The 18087-nt window shown below is 55.2% G+C and carries 13 protein-coding genes; 4 read left to right on the forward strand and 9 right to left on the reverse strand.

All coding sequences use genetic code 11. The features are described 5' to 3' along the window. Positions 1 to 35 precede the first annotated feature (35 nt). Entirely contained in the window at positions 36 to 1184 is a 1149-nt protein-coding gene (locus E1J53_RS06350; protein ID WP_134271061.1) for a S1C family serine protease, read from the forward strand. Between the two features lie 10 nt (positions 1185 to 1194). After that, positions 1195 to 1935 (forward strand): LPS export ABC transporter ATP-binding protein, encoded by a 741-nt coding sequence (gene lptB, locus E1J53_RS06355; RefSeq protein WP_134271060.1) that lies wholly within the window; start codon positions 1195 to 1197, stop codon positions 1933 to 1935. Positions 1936 to 3937: 2002 nt separating this feature from the next. Here the strand turns inward: lptB and E1J53_RS06360 are convergent. The 5 genes from E1J53_RS06360 to hisF all read right to left on the reverse strand — a co-directional run bounded on the left by E1J53_RS06360 (position 3938) and on the right by hisF (position 9512). Further along, complete coding sequence (locus E1J53_RS06360; RefSeq protein ID WP_368671733.1) at positions 3938 to 5329, reverse strand: YfcC family protein; 1392 nt, start codon at positions 5327 to 5329, stop codon at positions 3938 to 3940. A 42-nt stretch (positions 5330 to 5371) separates the two neighbouring features. Next, positions 5372 to 7237, reverse strand: a complete 1866-nt coding sequence (locus tag E1J53_RS06365) for a CBS domain-containing protein (RefSeq protein ID WP_253930894.1) — start codon at positions 7235 to 7237, stop codon at positions 5372 to 5374. 205 nt (positions 7238 to 7442) lie between these two features. Further along, a complete protein-coding gene (locus E1J53_RS06370; RefSeq protein ID WP_134271057.1) occupies positions 7443 to 7889 on the reverse strand; it encodes a GatB/YqeY domain-containing protein in 447 nt (148 codons plus the stop codon). Between the two features lie 185 nt (positions 7890 to 8074). Further along, on the reverse strand, positions 8075 to 8683 hold the full coding sequence (gene hisIE, locus E1J53_RS06375; RefSeq protein WP_134271056.1) for a bifunctional phosphoribosyl-AMP cyclohydrolase/phosphoribosyl-ATP diphosphatase HisIE: 609 nt from the start codon (positions 8681 to 8683) through the stop codon (positions 8075 to 8077). 67 nt (positions 8684 to 8750) lie between these two features. Continuing rightward, on the reverse strand, positions 8751 to 9512 hold the full coding sequence (hisF, locus tag E1J53_RS06380; protein WP_134271054.1) for an imidazole glycerol phosphate synthase subunit HisF: 762 nt from the start codon (positions 9510 to 9512) through the stop codon (positions 8751 to 8753). A gap of 576 nt (positions 9513 to 10088) precedes the next feature. Between hisF and recA the strand changes: the two genes are divergently transcribed. After that, positions 10089 to 11168, forward strand: coding sequence for a recombinase RecA (gene recA, locus E1J53_RS06385; protein WP_134271053.1), 1080 nt, complete (start codon positions 10089 to 10091; stop codon positions 11166 to 11168). Between the two features lie 79 nt (positions 11169 to 11247). On the opposite strand, the gene E1J53_RS06390 is transcribed toward recA, so the two are convergent. Continuing rightward, on the reverse strand, positions 11248 to 12117 hold the full coding sequence (locus E1J53_RS06390) for an NAD(P)-dependent oxidoreductase (protein WP_134271051.1): 870 nt from the start codon (positions 12115 to 12117) through the stop codon (positions 11248 to 11250). A gap of 77 nt (positions 12118 to 12194) precedes the next feature. Continuing rightward, positions 12195 to 13082 (reverse strand): AraC family transcriptional regulator, encoded by an 888-nt coding sequence (locus E1J53_RS06395; RefSeq protein ID WP_134271049.1) that lies wholly within the window; start codon positions 13080 to 13082, stop codon positions 12195 to 12197. Positions 13083 to 13449: 367 nt separating this feature from the next. Here E1J53_RS06395 and mnmG point away from each other — a divergent pair, with 367 nt between their 5' ends. After that, positions 13450 to 15315 carry a tRNA uridine-5-carboxymethylaminomethyl(34) synthesis enzyme MnmG gene (gene mnmG / locus E1J53_RS06400; protein WP_134271047.1) on the forward strand — a complete coding sequence of 622 codons (1866 nt, stop codon included), beginning with the start codon at positions 13450 to 13452 and terminating at the stop codon, positions 15313 to 15315. Between the two features lie 454 nt (positions 15316 to 15769). Here the strand turns inward: mnmG and E1J53_RS06405 are convergent, their stop codons facing one another. Together E1J53_RS06405 and E1J53_RS06410 are read right to left on the reverse strand one after the other, a co-directional pair. Continuing rightward, on the reverse strand, positions 15770 to 17527 hold the full coding sequence (locus E1J53_RS06405) for a tetratricopeptide repeat protein (RefSeq protein ID WP_134271046.1): 1758 nt from the start codon (positions 17525 to 17527) through the stop codon (positions 15770 to 15772). Positions 17528 to 17768: 241 nt separating this feature from the next. Then, complete coding sequence (locus E1J53_RS06410) at positions 17769 to 18074, reverse strand: hypothetical protein (protein ID WP_134271045.1); 306 nt, start codon at positions 18072 to 18074, stop codon at positions 17769 to 17771. Positions 18075 to 18087: the final 13 nt, after the last annotated feature.

Raw genomic sequence — 18087 nt, forward strand, 5'->3', positions numbered from 1 at the left:
GAAGTTCGCCCGACCGCATCCTTATTATAATGTCTATGCAGCCATTTTATCGCTTACTGCTTGCGGCCCTGCTCGGTGGCCTGCTGGCCGCCGGAGCCACCGTCCTGCTGCTGGAGCAGCGGCTCGGCGGGGCCATCGGCCTCCTGCCGGACGATGCTCCCCGCCCAAAACTGGTTAACCTGGCTCCCGGAGCGGGACAGCTCCGGCATTACCCGGAACCCGTGGACCTGCGCTCCGCCGCCCGTCTGGCCACCAAAACCGTCGTCCACATTACGGCCCGGGCGGACGGTGACGGTCGGGAAACGGTCAAGGCCCTCTTCGGTCGCCAACGGCGGGATGCGGACCTCTCCGGCGGGGAAGGCTCCGGCGTCATTTACACCTCCAACGGGTACATCGTGACCAATTACCACGTCGTTGCCGGGGCCAACCAGATCACCGTGACCACCACCGACCGGCGGCGGTACCCCGCCAGCCTGATCGGCGAAGACCCCAAATCCGACCTGGCCGTCCTCAAGATTGAAGGAGACAACTTCCCCTATTTACCCCTGGCGGACAGCGACGCCGTTGAACCCGGGGCCTGGGTACTGGCCGTCGGCAACCCCCTCGGCCTGACCAGCACGGTAACGGCGGGCATCATCAGCGCCAAGGGGCGCAACCTGAGTCTGCTACCCGACCTGGACGCCATCGAAAGTTTCCTGCAAACGGATGCGGCCGTCAACCCCGGTAATTCCGGCGGCCCGCTGGTGACCGCCGAGGGAAAACTCGTCGGTATCAATACCGCCATCGCTTCCCAGACCGGACGCTTCCAGGGCTACAGCTTCGCCATTCCGGTGAACCTCGTGCAACGGATCGCCGACGACATCATCGAATTTGGCGCCTACCGCCGGGCCTACCTCGGCGTGGAAATTTCCACCCTCACTCCGGCCGACATTCGCCGGATGCGCCTCAAAAACCAGACGCAGGGCGTACTGATCGATGCTATCTTTGCGGGCGGCTCCGCCGAAGCCGCCGGACTACAGGTCGGCGACCTGGTCGTTAAAGTAGACGACCGTCAGGTCAATGATTTACCCGAAATGACCGAGATTATCGGTCTGGCAAAAGTTGGGGATCAGTTAAAGGTGACGGTCATCCGGGACAATACCCCCCGGGAGATCGTTGTCACGATGCTTCCTTTCCAAGAATAAACCATCCACCATGCGCCTCCGCAGCGAAGAGCTCATCAAAAAATACGGTAGTCGAACGGTAGTCAAGGGCGTCTCCCTGCACGTAGACCGGGGAGAGATCGTCGGACTGCTCGGCCCCAACGGGGCCGGAAAAACCACCACCTTCTACATGACGGTAGGCTTCATCAAGCCCAACGAAGGACAGGTTTTTCTGGACAACGAAGACATCACCCAACTGCCGATGTACAAACGGGCGCAGCTCGGCATCGGCTACCTGCCCCAGGAAGCTTCCGTATTCCGCAAATTGAGCGTCGAGGATAACATCTCCGCGGTGCTCGAAATGACCGACCTCTCCAAAGCCGAACAGCGAGATAAGCTCGAAAGCCTCATCGATGAATTCAGCCTGCACAAGGTGCGCAAAAGTCACGGCGACACCCTCTCCGGCGGGGAACGCCGGCGGACGGAAATCGCCCGGGCCCTCGCCACGGACCCCAAATTCATCCTGCTCGACGAACCCTTCGCGGGCATCGACCCCATTGCGGTGGAGGACATCCAGTACATTGTGGCCAAACTCAAAACCAAGAACATCGGCATCCTGATCACGGACCACAACGTACAGGAAACCCTCTCCATCACCGACCGGGCCTACCTGATGTTCGAGGGCAACATCCTCAAGGCGGGCACCGCCGAAGAACTCGCCGCCGACGAGATGGTCCGAAAAGTATACCTGGGCAAAAACTTCGAGCTACGGCGGAAGGTGATTGAGCTGTAGCGGGGCAACGGCCCCGAGTTTCGTAACCCTCGTCGGGATCGCTAATTATTAAAAGAATGCAGCGGCCCCGAGTTCCGTTCAGCTCGTCGGGATCGTTGATTTTTAAGAAAATGCAACGACGTGCGGGTGCAATGATTAAGGACGGAAGGAGAGAATGATTGAAGGATTGAATATTTCGGTCAGGAAAAGGCTTGCTCCCGCAAGCCGGTCGTCGGGTAGAATCCAGGATAAAGGGCTGTGACTGAGGCTGAGGAAAAATAATCGGATGGTGGAAAATTGGGGTAAGAAAAGGACCCTTTGTTTCCAGAAAAATACGTTCATCGGATGCCTCCCGAGCGCAGCGAGGGGTCATCCGATGCATCGATTCAGTGGAGAGGATTAGGGAGGCTGAGGATTAGGTCGTCCGCCCAGGCGTGACGCAGGAGCTGACTGGTCGGCCGACCGGAATTGAGGTTTTCGTAAAGGACTCTGATGATTCCGTAGCGCCGAATCTATTCGGCAAAAAGATTGAGTCAACGGCTAAAGCCATCGCTACTGAAATGAACTGGTAATTAACCGTTCATGTACAGGGATTCGGAGCAGTTCGCGGTGTTCGACGGCTACGAAGAGCTCCAGTACTCTGACTCTTCCCTTCAATTTCCTAACCCGGGCGGCAGACTCCCCCCCACTCGTGCCTCGCATTTCGGCCGACGACCGTTTCAACCTCCGGTTCCTCTCGTTCTTCAAGTTAGGTTGGAAGCTCCTCACCAAACTGAAATCACGTCGGCGATTAATCCAAATACCAGTAATCCGAGGATGCGTAGATACCCGGCCCTAATACCTTCCTTTCCCAAGAAGACACGCAGGCCAACCCAAAACCCGAGAATGCCCACTGAAACGAGCAGGTAGAGTGCCCAGTCCGGGTACATGAAAACGTAGATCATGTCAGTGTAGTTATAGAAGTACCATAACTGAACATATTGCCACACCCAAAGGAGGGACAACAGCATCTGAAGGCCGCCATGTAGTTTAGGACTCAGGAGCAATGATTTCCTTTTTGGGCGCGGGGCGCAGGTGCAATGATTAAGGAGAGAATGATTGAAGGATTGAATATTTCAGTCATGCTGTCCAATTATTTTGGCGAGGCTGAGGAAAGATAATCGGGCGGTAGAAAGTTGGGGTAAGAAAAGGACCCTTTGTTTCCAGAAAAATGCGTTCATCGGATGCCTCCCGAGCGCAGCGAGGGGGCATCCGATGCATCGATTCAGTGGAGAAGATTAGGTCGGCCGACCAGTCAGCTCCTGCGTCACGCCTGGGCGGGCGACCGGAAATCTGTCCAGCGATTTCGTCGTAATCGCGCTCGTTCGTAAGGGTGATCCGTAGCGTCAAGGCATGTGTGGGTTAGCGCAAAGTTGTAACCCTTACAATGGCGTAGAGTTACGGCCGTTCTATGCTTTGTAATCTGTGCCCCACGAATATCTTTTTTCACCTTTAGGTTTGTGGCCAGTAGTCTGACAGACTACAGACTGATCTTGACTCCCAATTAAGGAAATATCAAATAATTGGAGGCAGGTGGTGTTTCCTTTCCCCGAAAGGAAACCGAATCAGCCTGGGATAACTAAAGGACCTTCCGCGAAAGAATGTGGCCAATCGATCTTGTACAATCCTTCCTACTTTGATGGAGTGGTCGCCTTTCGGGGAAAGGCGACACCAGGCATTTACCCCTAGGGTGGATGATTTCGACTTTCAGGTGATTATGATTTTCAAGAAGCACAGGACTTAGAGAATTTGGACTTAATTATTACAGAATAAGCCATAGTTTCTGGAAGGGGTATAACCCTATGCCATCCCACACATGCCTTGACGCTGCGGTAAAACCCGCTCCTCGTCGCTGCTGGCCGCAGCTCGCTTTGCTCGACAGCGCCGAGGAGCGCTACTTCCTGCTTCGACCATTCAATCCCTCCATCATTCAATCCCTCCGCCATTCATTCCTTCAATCCTTCACTAATTCCATCCTTCCCCCTCAACTATACCCCACCGCCACGGCCAGCATCAGCCCCAGCCAGGCCCAGACCAGGATGATGCCCGTCAGGGGCAGCGCGAAGCGCAGCCAGCGGTCGAAGGGTACCCGGCAGAGCGACAGCATCGCAATGAGGCCACCCAGGGAGGGGTTGAACAGGTTGGTTACCCCGTCTCCGACCTGAAAGGCGAGGATGGAAATCTGCCGGGAGAGCCCGAGGGCTTCCCCGAGGGGGATCATCACCGGAAGGGTGGCCAGGGCCTGGCCGCTGCCGGAGGGAATGAGCAGGTTCAGGCCGCTTTGTCCGATGGACATCCCGATGGCCGACGCGTAGCTCGGTAGTCCGCGGAGGGCTTCGGCCATGCCGAAGCTGATGGTATCCTGAATTTGCCCCTGCTCCATGAGCACCTTCACCGTGGCGGCCATACCGATGATGAAGGTAGCCGGCGCCATCTGGGCCACGGCACCCATCCCGGCGGCGGTCACCTCGCGGCCCGTCAGGCCGCTGGTCAGCGCACAGACGACCATCACGATGAGGAACACCGCCGAAATATCGTTGATGAACCAGTGGTAGGTAAACACTCCGTAGAGCACCCAGCCCAAACCCGCCAGAAACACCCCCAACAGCCACCAGTTACGGCCAGACAGCCGATATTCCTCCAGCGGTTTGGAGAGCTTCATGCCGGACTGATCCAGGCCCCGCCCGATGCCGGATGCCGGGTCGGCCTGAAGTCGTCGGTAATAACGTAGATTATACAGGGCCGTGATGGTCAGGGCCCCGAAGCAGAGGATGGTCCGCAGCCACCAGCCGCTGAACAGCGGCAATTCGGCGATGTCGTGCCCGATGCCCACGGTGTAGGGATTGATGGGCGAAAGGCCGAAGGCTACGGTCATGCCCCCCACGCTCACCCCGGCGGCCAGTACCAGGTCTCCGCCCAGCGCCAGCACCACGACGGCGGCAATGGGGATGGTGGCGATATTGTTCTCGTAGCCCACCATGATCCCCAGAATTCCGTACACGAAGGTCAGCAGCACCAGCAGCCATTCGGCGTGCCGGTCGCCCAGTTTATGCACCAGGCGGCCCACCGCATTTTCAATGGTGTGGGTTTTTTCCAGGATGGAAAACATCAGCGCACTGGCCAGACAAATGAAGATCACCGGCGTGGCCACCTTGTACCCCTCCGGAAAGGCCCGGAATAAATTAAAAAAGCTGATGGGGGTGGAGGGGACCTCGGAAAAACTTCCCGGCACCACGCGCATCCGGCCGTTCACCTCTACCCTCTCGTAGTGGCCGGCGGGTAGGAGATAGGTCATGATCGCCACGGCGACCACGATCAGGAAAAGCATGATGAGGGGCGAAGGAATACGGGCGTACCAGGCTTTCTTTTCGGACACGGACTTTTGGGTAGTGGGTTATCGAGGTCCGCTAAAGTACGTCTATTTCAGTCGCTCAATCAGTCGGCCGGATACCCGCAGGAAGTCCATCTCCGTGATGATCCCCACCAGCTCATCGTTCTTCACGACCGGAAGGCATCCGATTTTGTTGGAGCGCATCACGTGCATGGCCTCCTTGATGGTGGTGTGCGGAGTGATCGTTTTCGGATCCTTGATCATCAAATCCTTTACGGAGACGTACTTGGATTCCGGGCTATTGGCCCGGTCTCTGCGGATGTAGTAGCGCAGCAATTTCCGGGTGGTGATGAGGCCCACCAGATGCCCCTTGTCATTTTCAACGGGCAGGTAGCGGAGTTTGCGCCAATCCATGACGTCGCCCACCAGTTCCAGCAGGTCGTTTTCGTACACGGTAAAGAGGTCGGTCTCCATGAATTCCTCGACCCGGAGGCCCACCGGCCGGTAATTTTTCAAATCAACGGCCTTCGGCAGGGGCCAGGAATGTACGGGTTTGGCCGACATTTGGTTCTGGATCATCGCCGAGGTGATGATGGTCACGCTTTCGTCCTGGTTCACCTCATTCGAAAGCTCGGTAAAGGATTGCAATAACCATCTGGCACCAGTTCGCTTGGCCGTAGCGCGTTCTTCAATGACGCCGAGGTAACGGTCAATGTCTTCCGCGTCGATGCCGCGGCTTTTCAGTCCGCTTCTGGCCAGGGGCAACAGTTCCTCCAGAATGAGTTCGCAGCAACTCACCTTGCGGTTATTGAACCAGGTAAAGTTGGTGTCGATGCCAAATTTAGCCGCCTTGACGAAGTTATCTTTGGCGTCGGCAAAGCTCATGTGCTCCCGAACGTCGCGGTATTCGTGGGCCATGCCCATCATGGTACCCAACCAGAAGGCCGCGTTGGAGATCTGGTCAAGCACGGTCGGACCGGCCGGCAACACCCGGTTTTCGATCCGCAGGTGAGGCATCCCGTTGCTGCTGATGCCGTAGCAGGGGCGGTTCCAGCGGTAGACCGTTCCGTTATGGATTTGCAGGGCCTTGAGTTTAGGCACCTTCCGCTGGCCCACCATGGCCATGCTGTCTTCTTCCACCGCCGTACCCAGCAGTACCCGGAATCGGGCAATGTCTTCCTTGTAAATTTCCATGATGCTCTCATCCAGCCAGTTGGTACCGAAGCTGACCCGTGGCTCGGGTTGCCGCATATGGTCCTGGGTGGCCCGCACGTCAAGCGCTTGCTGAAAGAGGGCGATCCGACTTTCGTGCCACAACCGCTTTCCGAAAACCAGCGGACTGTTGGCCGAAATGGCCAGAATGGGTGCCGCAATGGCCTGAGCGATGTTATACAGGGGGGCAAAAGTGTCCGGCGTCACCTGAAGGTGCACCTGATAACTGGTGTTGCAGGCCTCCATCAGCGGACTGTCGTGCCGGATGAACAGCTCGTCAATGCCCTGCAGGCGCAGCTCAAAGCCCCGGTCATTCTTTAGTTGGGCGGTAATGGCTTCAATCAGGGCCAGGTAACGGGGCTTGGGGGTTAGGTTTACGATGTCGAGGTCGAACTTACGCAGGGTCGGCAGGATACCGGTAAGCACCACCTGGGCACTACTGCTTTTTGCCGCCGCCGCCACCAGTTTCAGCTGTTCCCGGTTCTCGGCTTCCATAATACTCAGGGCCTTCCCGGTGAATTCTTGCGGAGAGAGATTGCACTCCAGGTTAAACCTGGCAATTTCGGTGGTGGCCCAGTTGTAATCCTTCAGCCGCTTGAGCACATTCATATTTTTGGGCGTGGGCTTCAGGGTCTTCTTATCGACCAGGCACATCTCCTGCTCCGCGCCAATGCGAATGGTGTCGGTTTCAAACCAATCATTTTTCAGCATGTGGTCCAGCGCCTGAACGTCTTGCAACAAACTACGGGTAAAATTCGCGCGATCCGCTTCCGTTGGAATGTTTACTTTTTCTTCTCCCATAATGCGTGTGATACTCTCGGTGGATTAGCAGTGCACTAAATGTACAAGATTCCATCAGTATGAACGCACGAACACCCCGCAGAAAAAAAGAAGCCCCCTCCGAATTCATTTCGCAGGGGGCTAAGTTATGGATGTTTGTGGGGGATTATCCCAGTTTCTGCTTAACCATGGCAGCGATGGTTTTTCCATCGGCCCGGCCGGCGGCCTCCTTATTGGCCATCCCCATCACTTTACCCATATCCCGCATGGAACTGGCACCGGTCTTGGCGATCACGCCATCGACCAAAGCCCCCAGCTCCTCCTCGCTGAGTTGCTGGGGCAGGTAGCGGCTGATCACCTCGATCTCCTCCCGCTCCGTCTGCGCCAGATCCTCCCGGTTCTGCTTCGTGTAGATATCCAGGCTATCCTGACGGCTCTTCACCAGTTTCTGCAACAGGGCAATTTCCCCCGCCTCGTCCAGCACCGTGCCGGATCCATCCGTCTTCTGCAGGAGTAGGGCACTCTTAATGGCACGGATGCCCCGCAGACTGGTTTTGTCCTTGGCCTTCATGGCCGTCTTCATATCCGTAGTGATGCGCTCTTCTAGCGTCATGGCGTATTGATTTATGTGTACTCAAACAACGTTTCCATCCCCATCCTTGGTTGCACCCCAACCACCCAATGAACTAACCGACTAACGAACCAACAAACTAAAAGACCAACAAACTAAAAGACCAACAGACTAAAAGACTAACAGACTAACAGACTAAAAGACTAACGAACTAACAGACCAACAAACTACTTATGCCTTCCCCGCAGCACTTCCCGCACGTCTTCCAGGGTATAGCCCTTTGCCGCCAGCAATACGATATAGTGGTACATTAAATCCGCAGCTTCCCCCAGGAACAGGTCCCGGTTATCGTCCTTGGCTTCGATGACCAGTTCCACCGCTTCTTCCCCCACCTTCTGGGCGACCTTATTGATGCCCCGGGCGAGTAGTTTACTGGTGTAGCTCTGCTCACTGGGATTATCCCGACGGTGCTGGATGGTCCGCTCCAGGTGGTCAAGGAAATCCCCCCGGTTATCTTCGCCCCAGCAGGTATCGTCTCCGGTATGGCAGGTAGGTCCGGCGGGGTTCGCCAGTATCAGCAGGCTATCCTGATCGCAATCGGGATGAACGCTGACGAGCTGGAGCACATTACCACTGCTTTCCCCTTTGGTCCACAGTCGCTGCTTACTCCGGCTGAAGAAAGTCACCAATCCTTTTTGCAGGGTCACGTCCAACGCTTCGCGGTTCATGTAGCCCTGCATCAGTACGGTACGCGTTTTAGCGTCCTGCACGATGGCGGGCAGTAAGCCGTTAGCGGCTTGGTCAAAGGCGAGTTGTTCGGGAGATAATTCGTTCATGATTTCTGGTTAGGGGCCGCAAAGGTAGCCTGGAAGATTTTGGGAAGAAAAATATCCCACGCTATAATTAGGCTACTGGCCGTACCGGAATGTCGCGTGCGGCCAGATAGTCTTTGAGGTCTTTGATTTCGACTTCTCCGAAGTGGAAGATACTGGCCGCCAGTCCGGCGTCCGCCTTTCCGGCCGTAAACACCTCGGCAAAATGCTCCTTGTTTCCCGCACCACCGCTGGCGATGACGGGGATATCCAGCAACTCACTCATTTTGGCCAGAGCATCGTTAGCGAAGCCGGCCTTGGTGCCGTCGTGGTCCATACTGGTAAACAGGATTTCTCCGGCACCCCGCTCCTGCGCTTCCCTCGCCCAGTCGTAGAGTTTGTATTCCGTAGGAATGCGGCCGCCGTTCAGGTGGACGTACCATTCCCCGTCCACCTCCTTGGCGTCAATGGCCACCACCACGAATTGATTGCCAAAAGCGTAGGCCAGCTCATCGATCAATTCCGGCCGACGGACCGCCGCCGAGTTGATGCTCACCTTATCCGCACCGGCGTTGAGCAGCACGTCCACGTCGGCCAGTTCCCGAATGCCCCCACCGATGGTGAAGGGTATGTTCAGGTGACGCGCAATGTCCCGCGCCAGTTCGGCCAGGGTCCGGCGGCGCTCGTGGGTCGCGGTGATGTCCAGGAACACCAGCTCGTCCGCACCGGCCTGACTGTATTTTGCCCCCAGTTCCACCGGATCCCCGGCGTCGCGAAGGTTGACAAAGTTGACGCCCTTGACGGTACGACCGTCCTTGATGTCCAAACAGGGAATAATTCGTTTAGCAAGCATAACGGGAAGTGTAAAGCGGAAACAACAACCGTACGGACCGAGGGTTTTCTCCTCCGACCTTTTTTCCCGGTTGGAGCGCAGTCACTAAGCGGGGATCTGGGGGTGGTAAAATCCACTGTTCCGATCAGGGATCATACTTGGGCAACGGCCCCGAGTTCCACAAAGCTCGTCGGGACCCTTGATTTCTAAGGAAATGCAACGGCGTGTGCAGCGAAGCGGAATACTCGGCTCAGCCGGTACTTGTGCGACTAGCCTTGGGCAACGGCGTGCAGGTGCAGCGGAGGTCGGTAAGAGCAATGTATCCGGTTCATCCCGCAAGCGCAAGATTGTGCCCCGGTGGAAGGACGAAATTTTAGGGTCATTTTTAGGCCCTAACCCTCCTCATCTCCCGTCACTGGCCGCAAAACGGCACTTTTCAAACAAAAACAATAACCATATTGATTATAAATTAGCCTTTATCTGCATAAAGTGGAAAATATTTTGTTTTTTTATTGACATCTTGTTGCCCCGCAATGCAAATCTGTTTATATTTGTGACATAGCAAAACAAAAGCAGTTTCTTCAAAACAGCAGAAAAATGGCAGATAATAAAGACACCGCCGCAAAACTGAAGGCGCTACAAATGACGATTGATCGTCTGGACAAGGCCTACGGGAAAGGCACCATTATGCGCCTCGGCGAGAGTCAAACGGCCAACGTTGAAGCCATCCCCACCGGATCCCTTGGCCTGGACGTAGCCCTCGGCATCGGCGGCCTCCCAAAAGGAAGGATCATTGAGATTTATGGTCCGGAATCCTCCGGTAAAACGACCCTGGCCATCCACGCCATTGCCGAATGCCAGAAACGGGGCGGTATCGCCGCCATCGTGGATGCGGAACACGCCTTCGACCGTTTCTACGCCCAGAGCCTAGGAGTAGACACCGACAATCTCCTGATCAGCCAGCCCGACAATGGTGAGCAGGCCCTGGAAATTGCCGAGAACCTCATCCGCTCCGGCGCCATCGACATTCTCGTTGTGGACTCCGTTGCCGCACTCGTGCCCCGCGCAGAGATCGAAGGTGAAATGGGTGACAGCAAAATGGGTCTTCAGGCACGCCTCATGTCCCAGGCCATGCGGAAGCTGACCGGCACCATCGGCAAAACCGGTTGTTGCTGTGTATTCATCAACCAGCTTCGGGAAAAAATCGGCGTTATGTTCGGTAATCCCGAAACCACCACCGGTGGTAACGCCCTGAAGTTCTATGCTTCCATGCGCCTTGACATCCGTCGCTCCGGTGCCGCCATCAAGGACAAGGAGGGCAACGTGATCGGAAATCACGTCAAGGTGAAGGTGGCCAAAAACAAGCTGGCGCCCCCCTTCCGGATTGCCGAATTCGACATCATGTACGGCGAGGGCATCTCCAAAACGGGAGAGATCGTTGACCTCGGAGTAGACCAGGACATCATCAAGAAATCTGGCGCCTGGTACGCCTACGGCGACGCTAAAATCGCCCAGGGCCGGGAAGCCGCCAAGCAGTTCATGCTGGACAACCCCGAGGTGGCCGAAGAAATTGAAAACAAGATCAAGGCCCGCCTGATGGGACTAGAAGAGGAACCCGCCCCGGCCGAAAGCAACGGGAAGGGCTCCGCCAAGGATGCCCAGAAGGTAGAAGCCTGAGGGTAACCAGAGACTAAACCAAAAGCGCTTGCTCCCGATGGGGGGTAAGCGCTTTTTTGATTGGGGGCCACACCCAAGCCTACCCTTCTCTCCTCGCCAGGTATTGGTGAATGGCGGAGAAGTCAAGGCGCCCCAGCCCCTCTTTGTCGGCCGCCGCAAACATTTCCTTCGCCAGATTCGCCATAAAGACGGGTTGCTTCGCACCGTAGGCCGTAACACTCGCCAGATGAAGGTCCTTCAACATCCATTCCAGCGGGAACTGCACCTCGTAGTTCTCCTGCCGAATCATCTCCGCCTTAAACTTCGTGAAGGGAGCGGAGACCACCAATCCCGGAAGCACGTCGAGCAAAAACTCCCTGGCTAACCCCAGTCGCTCCCCCAGCAATACGGCCTCCGAGAAAATGATCATCGACTGGGCCAGCATAATGTTGACCAGCATCTTGAAGGAAGCCCCTTTTCCAACCTCCCCGAAGGGAATCACCTTCGCGCCCATGGTATCGAGGTAGGGGCGCATGGGGACAATTGCTTCCTCCGTGGCGCCCACAAAAAAAGCTAGTTGTGCGCCCTCCGCCTGAGGTTTACTGCCCGCTACCGGAGCATCAAAAAATTGAACCCCGAAAGCTTTGGCCTCCGCGGCCGCTTTCCGACTAAAGCCAGGATTTACCGTCGTGCAATCTACCCACAGGGAACCGGAGTGCATTTTTGACAACGCCCCGTCGGCCCCAAAGAAACATTCCGCCACCACTTCCGGAGTAGACAACATGGAAAAAACCAGGTCTGCCTCCCCTACCGCCTCGGCAAGGGATGCTGCGACGGTGGCTCCCCGAGACTTCAGGGGAGTAGCGGCGGAAAGCGTCCGGTTCCAGACGACTACCTCAGCGTCACTTTTCGTTAGGTTTGCGGCCATGCGGGAACCCATGATCCCGAGGCCGATAAAGGCAATCTTCATCGTACGTTTATTTTAGTTTCGACAAAGAAATGGCCCACCCTCACGGGAAACTAGCACAAATCAACCAGGGGTATCACTCATGCATCAAAATCGGTAAACTGCTCTCCCCGGCGGTGTAGCATATACTGCTTTGGGGATAAGCCCGTCATCTTACGGAACTCCCGGATGAAGTAGGAAATGTTGTCGTACCCCACCGCGTAGGACAATTCCGTAACGCTTAAGTCCCTTTGATCCAACATCATCTTGGCGGTCCGTAGCCGCTGCTTACGCAACCACTTGTTCGGGGTAGTGCCAAAGTATTCGCGGAAATCCCGACGAAAACTGCTCGGAGACCTTCCCGTAAGGTAAGCGTAGTCTTCCACCTTGAGGGGCTTCTGGTAGTTGTGCTCCATGAAGGTCTTCAGGTTTCTCCGCTTCGGCAGCGTAAGCCGAAAGAGGAATTCTACGAAGGCACGTTCGCCCCCCGCCGGAGCGATCAGGTGCATCAACTCCTGTAGCTTCAGCGGCAACAACTCCTTCCCGAGGGAACCTTCGCCGTAAACCTTAAGGGTTGCCTCTGCGAAGTGTTTGATCGCTTCCGACTGCCGGATTTTGAGATGGTCGGGTGCAGAAGCCCGACTGACCTCCGCCACCCTCACTCCGGCGAGAAAGCGATGTATTACTTCTTCATCAAAGTAGAAAAGCAGGCTCCGAAAACGACCATCCTTTGCCCTTAAATCGGTGACGTAGTATACGCCACGGGGAAGCACTACCATCTCTCCCGTCCGAACGGTAATCACTGCATCATCGTAAGTCCTGATGGTTTGCTCGCCCGCCAAAACCATACTGACCACGTGGTTGGCGACGTAGGCCTCCCGGCCGATCACGTCTTCAGCAAGTGATTTATGCAGCACGCAATTATTTCCGTCCCGCAGGAGTACGCGGACGTCATCACTTTGAAACAGACGTTGGGGAATGAGCATCATACGGGGAAGGTAAGGGGCATTTTACACGGAAATAGTCGAAAACGACCGGGGATATAACATTTCCACCACGCTTACTGTGCATCCGCCAGTCAACGTGGTCGGTCCAAGATTCTGATCCTGCCTAAGCCGGATACCCGTGAGCTGAAAATGGCCTGATTTTCCGTAAGCCGCACGCTAAATACCCGCAAGAAGGAAATGGCAGTCCCCTGATACGCTGACGGATTTCCCCAACGCTTGTTCCCAGGTTTCAAAAAAATTAATCCCGTAACTTTGCGGCCCCTGAATGCGTTAGTTAAACTCATTGATCCTGAACCTGATCCGATTTCACGGGATGGTTTTCCGGGTTATTTTTTTAAGTCCTTTCGTTATGTTTCCTACTTACGATGTGATCGTTGTTGGTGCCGGCCACGCCGGATGTGAGGCAGCCATTGCGGCCGCTAACCTGGGAGCAAAAGTTATGCTCGCCACCATGAATATGCAGACCATCGCTCAGATGAGCTGCAACCCCGCCATGGGCGGCGTCGGTAAGGGACAGATCGTACGTGAGATTGACGCCCTTGGGGGATACTCTGGAATCGTGACCGACGAAACCATGGTCCAGTTCCGGTTGCTCAACAAGAGTAAAGGTCCCGCCATGTGGAGCCCGCGGGCGCAAAGTGACCGCATGGCCTTCGCCCTCAACTGGCGGGCCAAGCTGGAAGCCCACCCCAACGTTGATTTCTGGCAGGAAATGATTACCGGTGTAATCATCAAGGACGGTCGGGCGGCGGGTGTGTACACCGGCCTGGGCCTGGAAATCCCCGCGAAGGCCGTCGTGCTCACCAACGGAACTTTCCTGAACGGGAAAATTCACATCGGTGAAAAGCAATTTGGTGGTGGCCGGGCCGGAGAACGCGCGGCCGGAGGACTGACCGAACAGCTCGTTGCACTCGGCTTCGAGAGCGGCCGCATGAAAACGGGTACGCCGGCACGCCTTGACGGGCGTACCCTCGACTACAGCAAAATGGAGATCCAGCACGGTGACGACGATCCCGGGCGGTTCAGCTATACCGAAACCCCGGCCCTGGAAAACCAGCTGCCTTGTTACATCACCTACACCAGTCAGGACGTTCACGACACCCTGAAGGAGGGCTTTGACCGGAGCCCAATGTTTAACGGTAGAATTCGTGGCCTCGGGCCACGCTACTGCCCCAGCATCGAGGACAAGATCGACCGATTCGCCGGCCGTGACCGTCACCAGTTGTTCGTGGAACCGGAAGGCCGCGACACCTGCGAGATTTACGTCAATGGCTTCAGTTCTTCCCTTCCGGAAGACGTACAGTATAAGGCGCTCCGAAAAATTGCGGGTTTCGAGAACATGAAAATGTTCCGCCCGGGCTACGCCATCGAGTACGACTTCTTCCCTCCAACCCAGCTGGCTGCCACCCTGGAGACCCGCCTGGTGCCCAGGCTTTTCTTCGCCGGGCAGATCAACGGCACGACCGGTTACGAGGAGGCGGGATGCCAGGGTATGATGGCCGGCTTCAACGCGGCCCTTGCCGTGCAGGAACGGGAACCCTTCGTACTGAAGCGTAGCGAAGCCTACATCGGGGTGCTCATCGATGACCTTATCAACAAGGGCACGAAGGAACCCTACCGGATGTTCACCAGCCGGGCAGAATACCGCATCCTCCTCCGGCAGGATGACGCGGATCTACGCCTCAGCCCCCTGGCCCAAAAACTTGGGGTGCACGGCATGGAAGCCCGGATGGAAAGGGTAGAAGAAAAGCAAGCGGGCGTCAGCGCCATTCGGCGGGCACTAGCCAATTACAGCGTTAGCCCGGACCAGCTGAATGGTTTCCTGGAAAGCATCGGTTCCGCCGCCCTGAAGCAAGGCGTGAAGCTGGACTCCGTAATCACCCGTCCCGGTGTTTCCCTGTCGGGACTCGCCGCGGCCCTACCGGATTTTGCCGCCCTGCTGGCCGATCACGACGCCGAAACCCAAAACCTGGCGGAGGTCACGGCCAAGTACGAAGGTTACATCGAAAGAGAAAAGGCGGCGGTTGAAAAAATGAACCGCCTGGAAGGGATTCGCCTCGGCGCCGATTTCGACTACTCCCAACTGACCAGCCTCAGCAAAGAAGCGCGGCAGAAGCTTAATGAGCTACAACCGAGGACCATCGGGCAGGCCAGCCGGATAAGTGGCGTAAGCCCCGCAGACGTCAGTGTGCTGCTCGTCCACCTCGGGAGATAATTGTTTTTTGCTAATCTGTCCAATTTGAGGGCTTGTTGTCCCGATTGTGGTGGCTGTTAAGGCTGAACCCCTAGTAAAACCTAGGCTTGTCTATGGTTTGTCTATACTCTTTTTCAAAATGTCTAGGGTAGGTCTATTGGTATTCCGGCCAAGATTAACGACATTTGAGAATGTAATTAGAGAGAGACTTTACACTTTGAACAACACATTAATTTCCATCAACAACACTAACGCTTATTAACTCTAGTTCCCCGCACACGGGAACCTAGAATTCTTTGTTTTTATTCTGAGAAGAGTTCTACAACTTTAGTTTCGAAGACTATGAACAACATCATTTTCCAAGGACCCGCAAGCTCCGCTTGCGGGTTTTCTTTTTTACGCTGAGGGTCGCCCCAACGGCAGCGCGCGAGGACTCCGCTTCGTTCCACCCGTAAACCCCAACCTTAGTTTAATTTTAAAAGGACTGGACGAATTCCATTAGATCGTCCCCCTTTGGGATGCCGAGCTTTTTCTTCAACCGATACTTTGCGGTGAGTACGCTCTGGGGGGTGATGTTCATCAACCTCGCGACTTCCTTATTGGCCAAGTTCATTTTCAGGTAGGCCAGCAACCGGAGATCGTTATTGCTAACCTTATAGTGCTGGATGATTCGGGAGAAAAAGTTCGGGTGAACCATCTCAAAGTGCTTTTTGAAGTCTTTCCAGTCGCTGTCCATTTCCATGCTCTGGTCAATCTTCCGGACAATGGCCTGAAGGTCCTTCAACTCCCCATTTCGTTGTTGTTTTTTGGTCAGAGCAAGGATCTCCTCCCGCAAACCGGCCAGCACCTGATTCTTCTGTCGCAAATAGGTAGTGTTGGAACTTAGCGTACGGGCCATGTATTCCAGTTTCTCCACATTTTGCTGCGCCTTGAGCTCGGCAACCTCTACTTCCGCGGCCTTCTTTTGTTCCAGTAGGGCAATTTTATGGTAGGACTTGTACTGGGATTGCCGGTAGTACAATAAGCCCCCAAAAATCATCAGCAGGGCGGACACAATCCCCAGGGTGATCACTTCCTTTTGCCTGCGGTTTACTGTCTGTAGCAAGGAAATTTGTTCCTCCCGCTTACGCACTTCGTACTGTGCCATTACGCCCAACTGAGCGATTTCCCGCTCGTTGTAGTACAGGCTATCCTCGAAAATCGTGTGCAGGCTATCGTAATGCCAGGCTTGTGGATGGTTGCCTTCGGCCCGGGCGAGGTCGCGCTGTAGTTGGTAATAAACCGTCCAGCTATCCAAATCTTCAAGTTCAGCCATCAGGGGAGCCATGGACAACAGCGATTCCCGGGCCTGATCGACCTGCCCCAACGCCAATTCCGCCTTGGTGGCCATACCGATCAGAGAAGACAAGGTATAGGGATCTCCCGACCAAACCAGTGGAAGGGCTTCCTCCACCAGAGAGATTACCTGCTCGTAATTCTTCAGGGCATAGTGGACCTCCGCCAGATTATAGATCGCCAGGGGAAGGTGATGGGGAAAATCCTCCCCCAACTCTTTTTTGCGGTATGGGTCAACGGCCCGTTGGTTCAGCAATAGGGCGCTATCCAACTTATCATCATGAAGGTGTATAGTTCCCAGTAAGTACTGAACAACCCCGTAATCATAGCTGACGGTATCCGGAAAAGTAAGAGCACTGTTGAAATAACGCTTCGCTTCGTCCCAGTTTTGCATTTCCTGATACAGGCAGCCTAAGGTGTAGATCGATTCAAAACGGGCGTAGGGTGTGTCCAGCACTTTGGATAAACTATCAAGATAAAGCCCGTATTCCAGCGCCAGGTCATACTCTTGAGTGTAGACTACGGCATCAAACAAGCCAAGCGTACTGTTAAAACAGATTTTCGGCGTACTGTACTCCTTGAGGATTTTCATCCCCTCCAGATGGTAGGGTACGGCTTCGGAGAACTTACCGAGGTAATTGTAGTAAAAGCCTACGTCAGACAATAGACTCCCGTGCATTTCGTGAAAGCCCAGTTGCTCCGCTTCTGCGGCGCCCTGTTTCAGTTCTTCGATGGTTACGACCCGATAATCTTCGATAAAGATTGCCTCCAGCAGCTTATACTTTTTCTCCCCTTCGGCCACGGCATAGGCCCGCTGCAGGCTGTCCAGATTCCCCGCAAGGAGGAAGGAAGCAGGCAGGAACGCAACGAGGAGAACCACTAACTGCAGTCGAAACATTAAATCAATTGCTATCTGAGGGATTACCACCGCCACTTTTCGTGGGCGATTAAAAAACATGCTTACGCTAAAGAGTTGAGTGTCTACGGAATAAATGTAGTACAATTTCCTGGCATGTACTTTCCCGCAACGGAAAATGCCCGGCGAAGCCCGATTCTTTGCCACCCCCAACAACCTGGCACCTGCCTCCGGCCAAAGGCCACTTCAGCTAACTCCAGCAGATGGTTTAAAGCGTCCGGGATTACTCAAACCGGTACCACATGAGAATGCCCCCGAACAGGGTGATCAGCGCCAGCAGCACCGTAGTCATGGAGATACTGCGCCTCAGGTTGTTGCTGAAATCGCGGATGGCGCTTTCCTGGTCGGGATAACTGGGGATAATTTCCTCCTCAATTTTCCGACTACTGAAAATTTGCCCCGCCGTGAATTCTACCCGGTTCCTGACCAACACCCGGTAGGCCTTCAGGACCTTTGCCCGAAAGTAGAGATTGACGAACAGCATGCCCACGAAGAGGATGGCCACGATTGACAAGAGAAGAATGCGCATGTCCAATAAAGGA

Source organism: Lewinella sp. W8 (genome assembly GCF_004375085.3).
Classification (GTDB): Bacteria; Bacteroidota; Bacteroidia; order Chitinophagales; family Saprospiraceae; genus Neolewinella.

What these genes read in the sequence shown, in the direction of transcription:
- E1J53_RS06350 (WP_134271061.1), top strand. Translation starts at nt 36, where the DNA reads ATGCAGCCATTTTATCGCTTACTGCTTGCGGCCCTGCTCGGTGGCCTG.
- lptB (WP_134271060.1), top strand. Translation starts at nt 1,195, where the DNA reads ATGCGCCTCCGCAGCGAAGAGCTCATCAAAAAATACGGTAGTCGAACG.
- E1J53_RS06370 (WP_134271057.1), bottom strand. Translation starts at nt 7,889, where the DNA reads ATGACGCTAGAAGAGCGCATCACTACGGATATGAAGACGGCCATGAAG.
- hisIE (WP_134271056.1), bottom strand. Translation starts at nt 8,683, where the DNA reads ATGAACGAATTATCTCCCGAACAACTCGCCTTTGACCAAGCCGCTAAC.
- hisF (WP_134271054.1), bottom strand. Translation starts at nt 9,512, where the DNA reads ATGCTTGCTAAACGAATTATTCCCTGTTTGGACATCAAGGACGGTCGT.
- recA (WP_134271053.1), top strand. Translation starts at nt 10,089, where the DNA reads ATGGCAGATAATAAAGACACCGCCGCAAAACTGAAGGCGCTACAAATG.
- E1J53_RS06390 (WP_134271051.1), bottom strand. Translation starts at nt 12,117, where the DNA reads ATGAAGATTGCCTTTATCGGCCTCGGGATCATGGGTTCCCGCATGGCC.
- E1J53_RS06395 (WP_134271049.1), bottom strand. Translation starts at nt 13,082, where the DNA reads ATGATGCTCATTCCCCAACGTCTGTTTCAAAGTGATGACGTCCGCGTA.
- mnmG (WP_134271047.1), top strand. Translation starts at nt 13,450, where the DNA reads ATGTTTCCTACTTACGATGTGATCGTTGTTGGTGCCGGCCACGCCGGA.
- E1J53_RS06405 (WP_134271046.1), bottom strand. Translation starts at nt 17,527, where the DNA reads ATGTTTCGACTGCAGTTAGTGGTTCTCCTCGTTGCGTTCCTGCCTGCT.
- E1J53_RS06410 (WP_134271045.1), bottom strand. Translation starts at nt 18,074, where the DNA reads ATGCGCATTCTTCTCTTGTCAATCGTGGCCATCCTCTTCGTGGGCATG.